The 14440-nt window shown below is 54.6% G+C and carries 15 protein-coding genes and 1 pseudogene; 7 read left to right on the top strand and 9 right to left on the bottom strand.

Translation table 11 applies throughout. The annotated features are described in order from the left end of the window. Position 1 precedes the first annotated feature (1 nt). Genes F6R98_RS05250 through F6R98_RS05230 form a run of 5 tightly spaced genes read right to left on the bottom strand, consistent with a single transcriptional unit; the run spans position 2 to position 3043 of the window. Positions 2-604, bottom strand: a complete 603-nt coding sequence (locus F6R98_RS05250) for a cytochrome c (protein WP_153248086.1) — start codon at positions 602-604, stop codon at positions 2-4. Positions 605-622: 18 nt separating this feature from the next. Then, positions 623-958 (bottom strand): hypothetical protein, encoded by a 336-nt coding sequence (locus F6R98_RS05245; protein WP_153248085.1) that lies wholly within the window; start codon positions 956-958, stop codon positions 623-625. After that, positions 951-1649 (bottom strand): HPP family protein, encoded by a 699-nt coding sequence (locus F6R98_RS05240; RefSeq protein ID WP_194270148.1) that lies wholly within the window; start codon positions 1647-1649, stop codon positions 951-953. The genes F6R98_RS05245 and F6R98_RS05240 overlap by 8 nt, the downstream gene beginning before the upstream one ends. Positions 1650-1677: 28 nt before the next feature. Next, positions 1678-2643, bottom strand: coding sequence for an FAD-binding oxidoreductase (locus F6R98_RS05235; RefSeq protein ID WP_153248083.1), 966 nt, complete (start codon positions 2641-2643; stop codon positions 1678-1680). A 22-nt stretch (positions 2644-2665) separates the two neighbouring features. Beyond that, positions 2666-3043 (bottom strand): group I truncated hemoglobin, encoded by a 378-nt coding sequence (locus F6R98_RS05230; RefSeq protein WP_153248082.1) that lies wholly within the window; start codon positions 3041-3043, stop codon positions 2666-2668. 321 nt (positions 3044-3364) lie between these two features. On the opposite strand from F6R98_RS05230, the gene F6R98_RS05225 reads away from it, so the two are divergent. Next, positions 3365-3835 carry an Rrf2 family transcriptional regulator gene (locus F6R98_RS05225; protein ID WP_153248081.1) on the top strand — a complete coding sequence of 157 codons (471 nt, stop codon included), beginning with the start codon at positions 3365-3367 and terminating at the stop codon, positions 3833-3835. Positions 3836-4043: 208 nt separating this feature from the next. Here F6R98_RS05225 and F6R98_RS05220 read toward each other — a convergent pair whose 3' ends face one another. Continuing rightward, entirely contained in the window at positions 4044-5666 is a 1623-nt protein-coding gene (locus F6R98_RS05220; RefSeq protein ID WP_153248080.1) for a tetratricopeptide repeat protein, read from the bottom strand. 112 nt (positions 5667-5778) lie between these two features. Here F6R98_RS05220 and F6R98_RS05215 point away from each other — a divergent pair. Further along, positions 5779-6176: pseudogene (locus F6R98_RS05215) on the top strand (IS21 family transposase); the annotation flags it as partial. A gap of 91 nt (positions 6177-6267) precedes the next feature. On the opposite strand, the gene F6R98_RS05210 reads toward F6R98_RS05215, so the two are convergent. From F6R98_RS05210 to F6R98_RS05200, 3 genes are all read right to left on the bottom strand, one after another. Further along, positions 6268-7932, bottom strand: a complete 1665-nt coding sequence (locus F6R98_RS05210; RefSeq protein WP_194270147.1) for a chitin-binding protein — start codon at positions 7930-7932, stop codon at positions 6268-6270. A 325-nt stretch (positions 7933-8257) separates the two neighbouring features. Continuing rightward, positions 8258-9088, bottom strand: a complete 831-nt coding sequence (locus tag F6R98_RS05205) for a DUF58 domain-containing protein (protein WP_153248079.1) — start codon at positions 9086-9088, stop codon at positions 8258-8260. Further along, the gene (locus F6R98_RS05200; RefSeq protein WP_153248078.1) at positions 9085-10113 is read right to left on the bottom strand and encodes an AAA family ATPase; all 1029 of its coding nucleotides are present in this window, start codon (positions 10111-10113) and stop codon (positions 9085-9087) included. Before F6R98_RS05200 ends, F6R98_RS05205 begins: the two co-directional genes overlap by 4 nt. Positions 10114-10368: 255 nt before the next feature. Here F6R98_RS05200 and F6R98_RS05195 point away from each other — a divergent pair, with 255 nt between their 5' ends. From F6R98_RS05195 to mltB, 5 genes are all read left to right on the top strand, one after another. Then, positions 10369-10740: an HPF/RaiA family ribosome-associated protein gene (locus F6R98_RS05195; protein ID WP_153248077.1), complete on the top strand. Its 372-nt coding sequence runs from the start codon at positions 10369-10371 to the stop codon at positions 10738-10740. Positions 10741-10837: 97 nt separating this feature from the next. Continuing rightward, positions 10838-11467 (top strand): hypothetical protein, encoded by a 630-nt coding sequence (locus tag F6R98_RS05190; protein ID WP_194270146.1) that lies wholly within the window; start codon positions 10838-10840, stop codon positions 11465-11467. A 140-nt stretch (positions 11468-11607) separates the two neighbouring features. Then, positions 11608-12462, top strand: coding sequence for a RibD family protein (locus F6R98_RS05185; RefSeq protein WP_228125104.1), 855 nt, complete (start codon positions 11608-11610; stop codon positions 12460-12462). Then, the gene (gene folP / locus F6R98_RS05180) at positions 12459-13307 is read left to right on the top strand and encodes a dihydropteroate synthase (protein ID WP_228125103.1); all 849 of its coding nucleotides are present in this window, start codon (positions 12459-12461) and stop codon (positions 13305-13307) included. The genes F6R98_RS05185 and folP overlap by 4 nt, the downstream gene beginning before the upstream one ends. Beyond that, positions 13294-14436, top strand: a complete 1143-nt coding sequence (gene mltB, locus F6R98_RS05175; RefSeq protein ID WP_153248075.1) for a lytic murein transglycosylase B — start codon at positions 13294-13296, stop codon at positions 14434-14436. The genes folP and mltB overlap by 14 nt, the downstream gene beginning before the upstream one ends. Positions 14437-14440: the final 4 nt, after the last annotated feature.

Raw genomic sequence — 14440 nt, 5'->3', positions numbered from 1 at the left:
CTCAATCCTGTTGATGGTTGATGGATTTGAAGTTGTGGGGGAAGCCATTGGTGTCTATCGCCGACATCCATTTCAGAAAAGCCACGACGCCATGCGCTTCCTTGTCGGTAATGCCCAGATTCGGCATTTTTCGTCCCGAACCGAAGGTCACCGCATTTTTTTCAGGGTCGAGCAGAAAAGCCAGCATGCGCGCTTCGCGTTCGTCAGAACTGCTCCAGTTGGGGTCGAGCCAGGCGCGCGTCAAATCGGGAGCATAGTAGGCGCCATTCCCCAGCAGGGTATGGCAATTCATGCAGTTTTTGGCCTGTATGGTTTTCTTGCCGAGCGTAACCAGCGCCTCGGCTTCGCTATCCGACCACAACCGGCCAAACAGCGGCGCTTCCTTGCCGACGACAGGGATGTAGCGTAAATGCTGCGCATCGGATTTATAGTCGATTTCACGGTTGATGACGTTATAGGCCGGCACCTGTTTATAACCGGGAGTGATTTTGGCCAGGCTATCGAAGGTCAAGGTAATCAGTATTACAAACGATCCCGCAGTAACCCAAATCGCTACCTTCCGCCAGAAATCGGCCGACGCCCAAAGCGGTGTTTGACTGCTCATGCTTCCCCCTTTCATGTTTTAACGAAAAATACCGATCGCCCGGACGTGGCCAGGCGCGGAAGGATGAGTGCGGATATAGAGCCGCCAGATAAAATGGGGCGCAAACAGGTAACCGAACAGCATCAGCCCCACCAGCACGCGCCACGCGCCCACCAGATGGCAGGCCGCCGCCAGATTCAGCGCCGCTGCGGCCAGCAGCAAATAACAACAGCAAGCCAACAGCAGTTGCAGGGTGCGTTGACCGTTCAACCTGAACCAGGCGTATGCGGCCGCATATCCTGCGCCGAACAGCACAATCAGCGCCGCGGAAATAACAGCCTGCAACAGAAAATCGATGGAAACCGGTTCAATCATGGCTCTTTACCCGTGAATCGGATTTTGCCGCCGCAGCGCGTTGCGCCGCATGCTCGGCGGCAAGACGATAAATACGCGCCAGTTCGGCTTCATCAATATCGACATATTCGTCAAGCTCCTGAAGCGCGGCATGTAAATCGCCGGGCTGCACGAATGAATTATCGTCCTGAACCGGTTTTAGTTCGACCGGATGCCGCACGCTGAACGGTTTACGCGACAGTACATAAACGGCATGCATCAGAAACATGAGGCCGACATTCACCGCCAACGGGGTCAGCAAAAACATGAATCCCAGTTGATGAACGTGCTCTCCGCCCAGCACCGCCGTCAACGCGGTAGCGCCGCCAGGAGGGTGCAGGGTATGCGTGACATGCATGACCAGTATCGAAATGGCTACGGCAGCGCCTGCCTGCCATGGAACCGGCAACCAAAGCGCGCAGCAAATACCTGTCAGGCCGGAAAAAAGATGCCCGCCTATCAACGGCCAAGGCTTGGCCATGGGGCTATCGGGCACGCAATACAATATCACCGCGGAAGCACCCATCGACGCCATCAACACCATGAAGCCCTCCCCTTCGATAAAGCGATGGCTCAGGCTGCCGGCAGCAAAAATCGATACGCCCGCGCATAGCGACGAGCTCAATTGAACTCGCGCACTCAGGCGAGGATAACCGCCAGACCGGGCGCTCATCATACCCTGCCCTGGAATTGACATACGTTTACTGCGCAACGACAAACGCATCGGCATGGATATCCTGAAAAGCAGCGCCCGCCAGAAAAGACTTTTTTCGTGCGCTGTTCACCATGTCGGGGTGGCCGCATAAAAAAACTTTCCAGCTCTTCAGATCCGGCTGATCGGCCAACGCCAGATCGTGCGCGCGCCCGGAACGGAAACCGGATAACGTCTGCTGCGACAGACAGGGGAAATAGCTGAAGTTTGCGTATTGTTCCTGCAGCGCCCTCAGTTCGTCCAGTAAGTAAAGGCCGCCTATGCCGCGGCTGCCGTGATAAAGCCGTATCTCGCCCCGGTGGCCTTGATGCAAGGCGTCGCGCACGATGCCATACAGCGGAGCCAGTCCCGACCCGGTGCCGACCAGCAGCAAAGCTTGGTGTTTGTCGTCCGGAGTGTAATAACAATCGCCCATCGCGCCCTGAATTTCAATCTGCTGTCCCGGCTCCAGCTCTTCGTGCACCCAGGCGCTGACCTTGCCGTGAGCAATGCGCTTGACATGCAGGTGCAGCCCATCGTCCAGTTCAGGCACGCTGGCAAGCGAGTAACTGCGGCTTAATGTCTCGTTTCGATGCAGATTGATAAATTGGCCGGGCCGGTACCGCAGATCAGCTTGACAGTGCAAAGTGACCTGCATAATGTCCGCATTCAAACGTTCGACACGCGCCACCGTGGCGGATAGCCGCGCATGCGCGTCATCAGGCAAAGCCACCAGCATACTGTGTTGCGGATAGCAGATGCAGGACAGAAAGCAGCCCTGTTGGCGCTGATGTCCGGTCAAATCCTGCTGCGCCGCTGCCGGAGGTATTCCGTGCAGAGCGCGCATCATGCAGGTTTGACAAATACCGCTACGGCAACCGGACGGTATGGAGATACCCCGCCGGGTAAGGCCGTCCAGCACCGACTCGTCTTGCGTGAGTTCGAAAGCATCATCGCCGTAGCGGATAGTCGCCATAACGCTCCCCTCCCGCTATGACTCAGCGGCCCAACACATCGTTACGGGTACTTTCGGCTATTGCAGCGGCCTCCGCTATCAGCTCATCCGGTACCTTCAGTTCATGCATGGTTGCGGCGAGATTTTCCATAACCGCGTCGAAATGGCTGTCATTAAGGCCTTTTTCCACCAAATGCGCATGACCGCGACGCATATCAAGTCCGCTATAATTATGCGGGCCGCCGAAGGCCATGGTCAAAAACGCTTTTTGTTTTGCCGCCTGTTTGCTCATATCCACCCCTTCGAAGAAAGAGCTGATGCGGTCGTCGGCCAGCACCTTGCGGTAAAAAATATCTACCGCGGCATTAACAGCGGCTTCGCCGCCGATTTTTCCATATAGCGATTTGCCGGTTTCAGTCATTGTGTGTCCTCCTGTAAGCGTTGATGTCATTCGATAAGAATACATGAACACGACGGCGGCGCATTTGCCGTAGCCCGACATAACATGTATTTCAAATGAATATTATAGACCATAAGCCTCCTTGTCAACCGTACTGCCATGTTTATCCAGCACTCCAGCCCCCTTTTCACGGGTGCTCGCAACAATACAACAATATATTGATTTTTAAGTTAATAAATCTTATTATCTTTACATAAACAGGAAAAACATATCTGGCGCACCCTCCGGCATGGCGAGGGCGGTCGTACAGATTTTTTACAGACAAGGAAAGGTATATTTATTATGCAACTTACCCAATTTACCGACTATTCGTTACGCACACTGATTTATCTGGCAAGACAGCCGGAACCCGGCATGGCGACCATCGCCGAAATCGCGGACTACTTTCAGATTTCAAAAGCGCATCTGGTCAAGGCGGCCAATAATCTGGCCAATCATGGCTACATCGAAACCATGCGCGGCAAGGGCGGCGGCATACGTCTGGCGCGCCCGGCCAACTCGATCGGCATCGGCGAGCTGGTGCGCATCACCGAACCGCATACCGACCTGGTCGAATGCTTCGATATGCGCACCAACCAATGCCGGATTGCGCGTGGATGCGCGTTGAAGGGCATGCTGTACGAGTCGCGCCAGGCGTTCATGGCGGTGCTGGACAAGTACACGCTGGCCGAAGCGGCGGGCGGAGGGGGTGCGGCGATGGCGGTTTTTTCAGGCGGAGGTAAACACGTCGAGGAAAACGGCGATGATACTTAATGAAAACAGGCAAACAACATAAGACACTACCCGTCTACGTCCTTGCGGTTGATGTCTCCAGTAACAGCCTTTGCCGCAACGGCTCTTCGACATATTCGGCCTCGGGAATTTTCAGTACCGCATAACATTCGGTAGCGCGCGCAAAACCGCCAGAAAGACCACAGGAATCGGCTTTATCGACAAGCTGACCAGCCGCGGGTGAGTCACGCTAGCGAGCAAATCTCGCCTCGGGATGTTGTGGACTTGGCTGCCGATCGAAACTTTTCTCGATAGAACCGGGCGGCGCAACAAAATAAATGGGCTTCAGAATTCCCAGCCCGTCCGCCCCGACAAGCGCCGGGGATATATGAGGACGAGGATACAAGACGGAGCACCCGATCACCACCCCCGTCGCGCGTCTAAGAGCGGCATAGGTGCTTGCGATATACGCAGGATTTTCTTGCATGAGGAGTGTCTCCAGTGTCTGAAAAAGCTTCCTGCGCGCCTCCGGGCGCCCGCTCTGAGCAGCCGCGACGTGATACCATAAAATCGCTCGCGTATAGTCCGAACGAACCGCGACAAAATCGCTCCCAGCCACGTATAAATGCGCGAGTCTGTAGGCGGCATCCTTATACCCCCCGGCAAACGCAAGTTGCAGCCATGCAAGCGCCAAAGGGTAATGTCCGATTTGATCCGTTCTTGCGCAGAAGTTCCCCATCTGATACATCGCCTCGGCATCCCCTGTTTCCACCGTTGCCAAGTGAGCCATCAACTCCTTTTTACTTTTTGGCGGCAGATGGGTAATCGCATTGATTGCCTGACTGGTAGCCGCCCGCGTCTTTTCATAATCCGCCGTCAATTCGGGCGGCACAGTGAGGATATGAAGCCCGAGAGAGTGATAAACACGCTCTATGACCTCGTTGCCTGCGAACATTCCGAGCTTGCCCAGCTCCATAAAACAGCATCTAGCCCCATCGGGGTCTCCCTGTACTGCGAGTTGGTCATAACATAGGGCCGCGATCGGGTGATCCGGATGAAGACTGCCCTCCCTGCTTTCGCAAAGCTTTGCCAGCATAATTTGGGCTTCCGGAAAGCCGTGATATGCTGCGACGCGCAAATGCGCTTTCGCCTGCGCCATTATCTCCACAGAGAAATTATATATTGTCTTTTGACCGAGAACGCCAAGCTCGTAATGCGCTTGCACGTCCTTTTTCGATGCCTCCACAAGCAATTTCCGCCCTTCTTCCACACGATTCATCCTGACCAGACAGGCACCTAACATGCGCTTGCCCATGGCACCGTATCCTCGCTCTTCCAAATCGCTCACAAGCTCCGCTCCCAAACTTGCGATTTCCTTGGGATCTATAAGATGGGAAAAGACAGATTCGGCAAGATTGAGCGCAATCCACGGACAGTCAGGCTTGTGACTCTTGGCGTCGAGAAAATGCGCATAGCCGTCTTTCTTGGCGACCCCGCGCCCCTGGATATGCGCAATCCCCAGATTACAGGTTGCCGCAGGACATTCACGCTCCGCATAGCGAAACTTTTCTACCGCTGCTGCATAATCCTGAGAGACGCCCAGACCATACCAATACATAACACCGAGATTATTTGTGGCGCCCGCATGCCCTCTTTTTGAGGCTTGGGTAAAATGATAGAAAGCTTCTTCGAGATCTCTTTCCACGCCTTCGCCGCTCAGGAGTTGCAGCCCTTCTTCAAAGAGGTTTTTCGCCTCCTCGCGTCTCTTCTGCAACTCATCCTGCTCGCGGCGCAGCGCAGTACTGGTGACAGGGGCTGGACTCATCAGAAACTCCCGCAATGGCGTGTTTTTATGAAAGGGTTTTGAATGCAATGCCTGTTAGCAAGCGCTATAGCGCTCACACATGAAGAACTGGCGAATGGAAATCGGGTACCAGCGCGTATTATGAGTGGTTACCTGTGTGGCGGCAATCAATGCCAGCAGCATGTCCATAGTGGAAATTGAATTATTGAGAAACCACGGCCTGAGTTTACGCAAGACTGCCGAAGAGACCGGATGCGTGGTCAACACGGTACGCCGTCATCTTGAAAGCGATAGCTTGCCCAGATACGAACGCAAAATGCAGCGCCCTACCAGGCTTTCGCCATTTGATGCGTATTTACAGGAACGGCAGGCTGCGGCACAACCGGCCTGGATACCGGCGACGGTGATGTATCGAGAGATAGCCGCATTGGGTTATAGATAGCGGCGGACAAAGTCAGCTACGTGCCTACCTGCCATAGCCTCAAGTCCACATGCGCGGCAGAGCCGGTGGTGCGCTTTGAGACTGCGCCGGGCGAGCAGATGCAGGTTGATTGGGTCGAGTTTCGTAAAGGCAGTAAACTTGAGTTGAAACCAGTAGGAAAATGGCTGGGCGTAAAAAGGCCCCGGATGCGCGAACCGGCATCCGGGGCCATGGAGACAGAATCAGTAATTACAGCTGATTGAGGGTAGTCGCAGTAAAGTCGGTACCCAGGCTGCTTTCCAGATTGCTGATGGCAGCTTCCAGTATGCTGAATATCTGGGCGCGCTGGCTTGCGGTACTCAAATCCAGTGTCGAGGTGCTGGCCACGTCTGCCGAACTCAGAGCGCTGTTAAACGCCGTTCTGGCCTGCGCATCGCTGATAAATACATACTGCTTGCTGCCGTTCACGTAGCCCAGCGTCTGGAACACGTTTGAAAATACGCTCTCCAGGGTTGCGATACTGAATGCCACATGATTAGCCGGCGTGGTAACCGTGTTTTGATTGGCAGGGCTTGGAATCGGATTGTCATACAACTGGTCCAGATAATACCTTACCTGGTAAGGGTATTGTTGATAAGTATCGTTAACACCCCAGACCGAGCTGTACAAATTCACATTCGCCACGGTCGCCGCGCTCGCATTGGCGCCCAACTTGCTGTAGCTGGTCATCAAAGTACCGTAATAGCCCTGGTTATAAGCGACATTCAACAGAACATCCAGGAAGTTATTGGGTAACGTCTTGAAATTGGTCAATGCCTTATCGAAATACGGCTCCCAACCCGGCGTATAGCCGCCAACCGGACCGACTTTCTGCAAGGCTACGTAGTCATTGAAATGAAAATAAGCAGTCAGTATCGGACCATAGTACTTGTTGTTGAAGGAAGCGGGCGTATTTTGGGTGTACTGCGTCGCTGCATCTGCCATGGTGAAACCGATATTTTTCTGAACGGCCACATAATTGATCAAGGAGTTACCTTGCGGCTTGTAACTGCCGTAGACCATATCGGCCGCATAATTGTTGATCTGGTAAGGCCCGCCCTGCCCCATACCCATCACGGCCGCCTGATCCGGAGAGGGATCGATCAGATTGCTGGAGGCCTTGTAGTATTCGGTCGCCAGATTTTCCTGCAGCAACTGACCCATGATGGAGCCATACAGGTAATCCTTATCAAACTGGATACCGGGCGTATATTTCTGCAACAAATGTCCGTACATCACTCCGGCAATGAAATTGGACATGATCAGATCGGTGTAATTGTCGCCTGTCAGGGTAATACTGTCCTGTGCGCTGGTGTAACCGTTTACGCCCAGCAGCAAGTGAAATCCAACCGAGCCTGTCGTAATGCTGGACCCGCCTGGAGTTGGAGTTGGAGTTGGAGTTGGAGTTGGAGTTGGAGTTGAACTGCCAAACGTCAGACTGCTTGCTGCCAGCGCGTTATTAAAAGCGGAGTTATTTAAATTAAAACCGCCGCTGAAGGTTAATGTCTGCCCGGCGTTAATAACCGGAGTGGCTCCGGAAGTTGTGGTGCCGAAAGTACCGCTCTGGGTAGCGCCGCCACTGAAGGTCAGCGTATAGGCGGCATTATTTACCCACCAATCGTTCAGCGTACCGACGGAAACGGCATTACCCTTGCTGTCCTGAGCGGTAAAGCTGATGCTCTGCCCGGTCAATGCGACATTGGTCGAACAGCTATTGGTAACCGTTACCGTACCGCTGGCGTACCATGCCGAACCGCTGAAATTGACTGTGCCGGTTAAACAGCTGGCGGCAGCTGCATCATTGGAAATACCCGGCAACAGGCCGCAGATTGCCAATAAGGCCAACCAGAAATAGTTGAAGTTGTATATTTTCATTTGCTCCTCCCAAGTAAAGGATTATCCAAAAAAACAGGAGGTACAGTAGATTCATCTTGCGCTGCATGAGAATGCATCAGCATTCCAAAAGAAACGCGGAACAGACCGTGGTCAGCACTGTATCCGTTTTCAGTATACTGAATAATGACCCGGCAAGTTAATTCAACTTTCGTAACTTAAACTATTCACGCCGTGAATGATGGCAGGTTTTCAGCGCATGGCGAGCGGCGAGGAAGATTCCGCCGCAAAGTTGGCTATCGCTCGCACATACTTTCTTTAGGGCAGGCGCGAGACCGTGCGTTTTTTATGCATTGATCACGGTAATTCATGACAAAAAATACCGGGTCACGTCGTCTGTGCCGAAATCATCGGCCAGCGGCAACAAGCGTCTGCCATAGCCGGTTAACAGCGCGTGTAAACGCTGTTGACGCATCGCATACTCGTCCAGCCAGCGCCTGCGCAGAGCGGGACGCATCATTACCTGACGCAACAGCCCCGTTTCAGGGTCCTGCAGATTGAGCCAGCCCCAGCGCGGCTGAAGCCCGAAATCCGGCGCAACAGCCAATTGCACTGGAACGACCTCATGCCGAAACAAGGCCTCCAGCAGGGTTCGCAACTGCGCATCCGGCAGGTAGAAATCGGAAAGCAGAAATACCAGCGCGCGTTGCCGTCCCAAATAGCTAGCCAGGTCAATGAAAGCATCGGTATTACGCGCTTGTGGCCGGATGTTGGCGAAACGCCTGCCCCAGTCGTCGGTTAATGCGGCATTGGCCGATAACGGCAGGCAATACTCCCAAAGAATCCGGCTATCGCAGGCCAATATCCCCAACCGGTCACCGGCATGAAAAGCGGAGGCGGCGCACATCTGCGCGAAACGCAACATCTTTTCCAGGATTTTCCCGCACCCCATGGACGCGGAAACATCAAGCAGTAAATAAACCGGCACTGAGACCCGTTCGCGGCAGTCCCTCACCATCAAGGTTTGGTAAGGATTTTGAACACTGGCGCGCATATCAACGGAACGAGGGTTCTGATAGCGGTCGAAAGGAAGCGTGGACGCATAATCGCTGCCGCCGCGCAAATCGCCGCGCCCATGATCTCCGGCAGCCATAGCCGGACCGCGCCATGCCAGCCGATAGTGAAACAGTTCGATCAAGGCGCTGCAACCTGATCGAGTATGCCGCGCACCAATTCCTTGACGATTTGCTCGCGGCGCATTTCATAGACCGGCTGCAGAAAAATCCGGTGCGCAATCACCTCATGGAAAAGCGAGCGGATATCTTCGGGCAACAGATAGCTACGGCCTTCGCGCCACGCCGAGACGCGCGCGGCCTGCATCAGCATGCCCATCGCGCGCGCGCTGGCTCCGGCAAGAATCAGCCGATCCATTTCCACGCCCTGCAGACGGATGCCATAGGCAAGCGGATTCCGCGTCGCCTGCCATAAGCGCAGAGCATAATGCTGTATCGCATCGCTGGCTTGAACAGCGCCCTGGATAGTGCGTCCTACATGCTGTACCGACTGATACGGCAGCAGATTTTCAGGCACGGCGTTCAGCAGGCGCTCCACATCGTGAAAACGCGTATCGAACATCAGAGCCAACTGGTCCGCCTCGGATTCGGGTACGCCGACTTGTATCTCCACCAGGAAGCGGTCACGTACGGCGGAAGGCAACTCAAAAGTCTCATTGCGCTCCACGCGATTACGGTCGGCAAAAACCAGTACGTATGGCAGCTCATGCACGCGATTGAAAGCGGAAACGCTGCGCTCAGCCATCACCCGCAGCATCAAGGCGTGTACATGGGGGCGCGCGCGGTTAATCTCGTTAAAGAAAAAGACCGACAGCTCTTCGCCATGCTTCAGCAAAGGCCCCGGATTCACTTCCGGCCGGCCCTGTTCGTTGATATGGGTGTGATAAAGCAGATCGCTGGGCATCAAATCGATGACGCCTTCCACGCGCTCGAACACACCGCCCAGACCGCGCGTTACCGCGCGCAGCAAAGTCGTTTTTCCTACGCCGACATCGCCTTCGAGCATGACATGACCGCCGGCGAACAGAGCCACGGCAATATGGCGCACAGCCAGCTGCTGCCCCAAAATCACCGCATTCACCGCCTGTTCGAATCGCAGTGCGCGCTGCCGCCAGTCCTGCAGCAGTTCATCAGTGCCGGATGTCGGCATGGTTTAAAGCTCCAAATAAGATTTATGACAAATTGACAAAAACTTTAGTCGACAGAAGATTATGTCAGTGTGTAATATAACCAAACCTCCATGCAAAAACTACGCATTGCGATGGACAACCCGTTACATGCAACGGGCAGATGATTTGTGAAGCGCGCATTGCGCTCCAAATTGATCAGGACTTAGGCGATATTCGCCAGTTTAAACACCAACTGCTCGATAATAGCAGTTTATAACACTGAACAAGGATAACTCATGCAAATACCACTTGAAATTACATTTCGCGGCATTCCTCACTCGGATGCCGTCGAAGCGCGCATACGCGAAAAAACCGATAAACTGGAACAGTTTTCCGACAGCATTATCGGCTGCAAGGTTGCAGTCGAAGCCGAGCATCAGAACCAGCATCAGGGCAACCTCTATCATGTCAGAATAGACCTGAGCGTTCCCAACAAACATATCGTTGTAAGCCGCGAGCATCACGACAAACAGGCGCATGAAGACGTCTATGTCGCATTGCGCGATGCATTCGATGCGGCAAAGCGCCAGCTTGAAGAATATACCCGGATACAGCGCGGCGAAGTAAAAAAACATCAGGCTCCCGCCGTTACCGACGTCAACTGGTAACTCGGAAAAATGCGCATGGACGCCCGCCTCGCCTCCGGACAATCGGGCGGCGGATGTGCGAAAACAGTTCAATAGCGGCTCATCAGGGTGAACCAATATGATCAAACCCAGTAACAAACCGAATCATATGAATTTCTTAAAATTCGGTCTGATTGCGATTGCACTTTCAAGCAGCGTTACAATTACCGGCTGCGACGATGGAAGCGGCGGCAATACCCCGTCGGTAGCAAAAACCGAGGCGAAAATCAGCGGCAGCGTTGCCGATCATCGCGGTCCTGTGCAGGAAGGACGTCTGGAAATAAAGGACAAAACGGGAAATGGCATACTTAACACTACCTTTACCGGTGGAAAATACACGGTAAAAATTCCGGCCAATGTGACTTACCCCATCGTTCTGACCGCCTACCCAACCGCAGGCGGTGTCTCCAGCGATCCCATCAAAGCCGTGGTAACCAGTCCTATTGCCGAACGCATGGATATTTCCTCCGTTACCACCTATATCGTCGACAACGCCATCGCGCTGGGTGGTCTGAGCGCGGAAAACATCGCCAAGGCATCAGGCGGAGCCATCGGCATGCGTCAATCGCAGGGCGTGAGTGCGGCTACCGGCGGTTCGGGCGGCGGCGCAGGCAATAGCGGCGGCGGCGCAGGCCAGGGCGGTCATGCCGGACACAACATGGAAGATATGCGCAGCAACACGACAGGAACCAGCGACCAACAGCAGTAACATAGATCGTCATTCCGGCATGGAACGCCGGAATCCGAACTTCCTTGATGATTGCTGAGTAACGCCCCTTCCGGATACCGGCGGCTCCCCCGCCCCGGTATGACGGCCTTAAGTCACAACACGATTTCCCGCCCTCATCCGTGTCGCAGCGCCTGTCAAACGACCTTTTCCAGCTATATCCCTTTCCGGGCGGCAGGGTCCGCCTAAAAAGGCTTTATCTTGACCTGAACCTGCACAGGCTCGGCACAACGGGAAAGCCCTTTGTCTACGCCAATTTTCTGTCCAGTCTGGACGGCAGAATTGCGCTTGAGGATGCCAAAAGCGGTAAAACCTATCTTCCGCCGCAGCTCACCACGCATAATGATTTCCGTCTTTTTCTCGAACTGCACGCGCAAGCCGATTGCCTGATTACTCATGGCGGCTACCTGCGCGCACTGGCAAACGGCAAGCTGGGGAATATCCTCCAGGTGGGCTTGCGCGAGGATGCCGGATATCTTGCCGAGTGGCGCATTGCCAACGGCTTGCCGCCGCAACCCGCGATAGTGATCGCCAGCGCCAGCCTCGACTTTCCCATGCCGCAATCCATCGAAAAACACGGGCAAAAATGCTACATTGCCACCGTCGACGACGCCGACCCCAAAAGAGTGGACGCCTGGCAAAAGCAGGGCGTGGAAGTCGTCTTTACCGGCCAGCGAAAACTGGTAGGCGGAGCGCCTTTGATACAAGCCCTAGGACGGCGCGGTTACAAATCCATCTATCTGATCGCCGGACCGCACATGCTGGACACCATGCTCAGAGACAGACAAATCGGCCGGTTCTTCCACAGCATCACGCACCAGTTGCTGGGAGGCGACGCCTTCAAAACCCTGACCCCGGGAGCGGAGCTAGGCGAAAACGGTTATTTAAAACTGGTGTCGCTTTATTACGACCCCACATCTCCGGAAAACTGCGGCCAATGGTTTTCCCAATTCCAGCAATCCTTACCGGAAACATGATGAACAGAATCGGCAAGCTGCATCAAAACAAGCTACCGCTGATTATGGGTATCCTCAACGCGACGCCGGACAGTTTTTCGGACGGCGGACGTTATCTGGATAGCGGAAAGGCCATCGAACATGCAATACGAATGGCTGCCGAAGGCGCCGATATTATCGATATCGGCGGAGAGTCGACACGCCCCGGCGCGCTTCCCGTTAACGCAGGAGAACAGCTTGCGCGCTCGTTGCCGATCATCACCGCGCTACGTGCGGCCCTGCCTGATATACTGATTAGCATCGACACAACTCTGGCGGACGTTGCCGAGGCGGCGCTGGTGGCCGGCGTCGATATCATTAACGATATTAGCGCCGGCATCAACGATCCCGCCATGTTTAACATAGCCGCCCGCCATCGTTGCCCTATCGTGCTGATGCATATGCAGGGTCAGCCGGAAACCATGCAGGACAATCCGCACTATCGGCACGTCGTACAGGAAGTATGCGATTATTTGACGGCGCGCGCAAAATGCGCCTTACAGGCCGGGATCGCCAGGGAAAACATCCTGTTCGATCCCGGCATCGGCTTCGGCAAACGCCGTCAGGACAACCTGGACCTGCTGGCTCATCTCGATACGCTGGTCGCGTTAGGCTACCCTGTGCTGCTTGGCACGAGCCGTAAGCGTTTCATGGGCGCGCTATGTGACGAAACAGAGGCGCAAAACCTGCTGGGTGCCACCGTTGCAACCACGGCACTGGGCGTCGACGCCGGAGTAAAAATTCTGCGCGTACACGATGTACGCGAAAATAAACAGGCAGCAATCGTCGCGTATGCCATCGGGGTGCGAAAACATGAAACGCCATAATAAAATAGTAATTTGCCTCGGATTAGCCGGCTCGTTAAGCCTGCCTGCCTGCGCCGGCCGCCAGAAAACGGAACACCCCGCTCAGCAGCAGACCCTGAGCAAACCGCCCATATCCGAACAGGACACCGCTCCGCCCTATTCATCCAACAATAGCGATCGTCCCGAAAAAAGTTATCGAGCGACCAGATTAAGCGGCGATTTCCAAGGATACTCCGCTGTCGATGACTTTATCGCACGCCTGAGCGAGCATCACGGCTATTCTAAGGAGTACCTGTACGGCGTTTTATCCCAGGCAAAACGCAAGCAATGGACATTGGATTACCTGGCGCGCGAAACGCCATCATCCCCGAACGCCAAACCCAGACCGGGCGCATGGTCGCGTTACCGCTCACAGTTTCTGGACGAACAGCACATCGCCGGCGGCACAAAGTTCTGGCGTCAACATGCCGACGACTTGCACCGCGCCAGCGAACAGTACGGCGTTCCCCCCGAATATATCGTCGGCATCATCGGCGTTGAAACCAGCTACGGCAAAAATGTCGGCAGCCATCGAATCGTCGATGCGCTGACGACGCTGGCATTCGATTACCCCAGACGCGGCGCCTACTTCGCCGAGGAGCTGGAAAATTTCTTCGTGATGACCACACAGGAAAAAATGGACCCGCTCAAACCGGTCGGCTCTTACGCCGGAGCGATGGGCCTGGGGCAATTCATGCCCGGCAGTTTTCTGAAATGGGCCATGGACCTGAATGGAGACGGTAAAAAAGATCTTTGGTCGCCCGCCGACGCGATAGGCAGCGTTGCCAATTACTTTTCCAGCCATGGCTGGCAGCGCGGCGGGCGCGTCGTAACGCCGGCAACCGCCGTAAACAGCAACGCCGGCGCGCTGGAAGCCGGTTACGATACGCACTACAGCCTGGATACGCTACGCGACAACGGCATACAAGTTGCGGACAACACATTGCCGGATCAAAACAATTATAAATTATTGCGCTTAAGCACCAACTCCGGCGACGAGTACAGAATCGGCCATGACAACTTCTACGTCATCACCCGCTATAATCACAGCACCCATTACGCCATGGCGGTGCATGAACTGGCGCAGGCCATCAAGGCCAGGATGAGATAGTAAT

Origin of the sequence: Candidatus Methylospira mobilis (assembly GCF_009498235.1) — a bacterium.
Taxonomy (GTDB): Bacteria; Pseudomonadota; Gammaproteobacteria; order Methylococcales; family Methylococcaceae; genus Methylospira; species Methylospira mobilis.
This window is presented reverse-complemented; position numbering and strand designations above follow the sequence as displayed.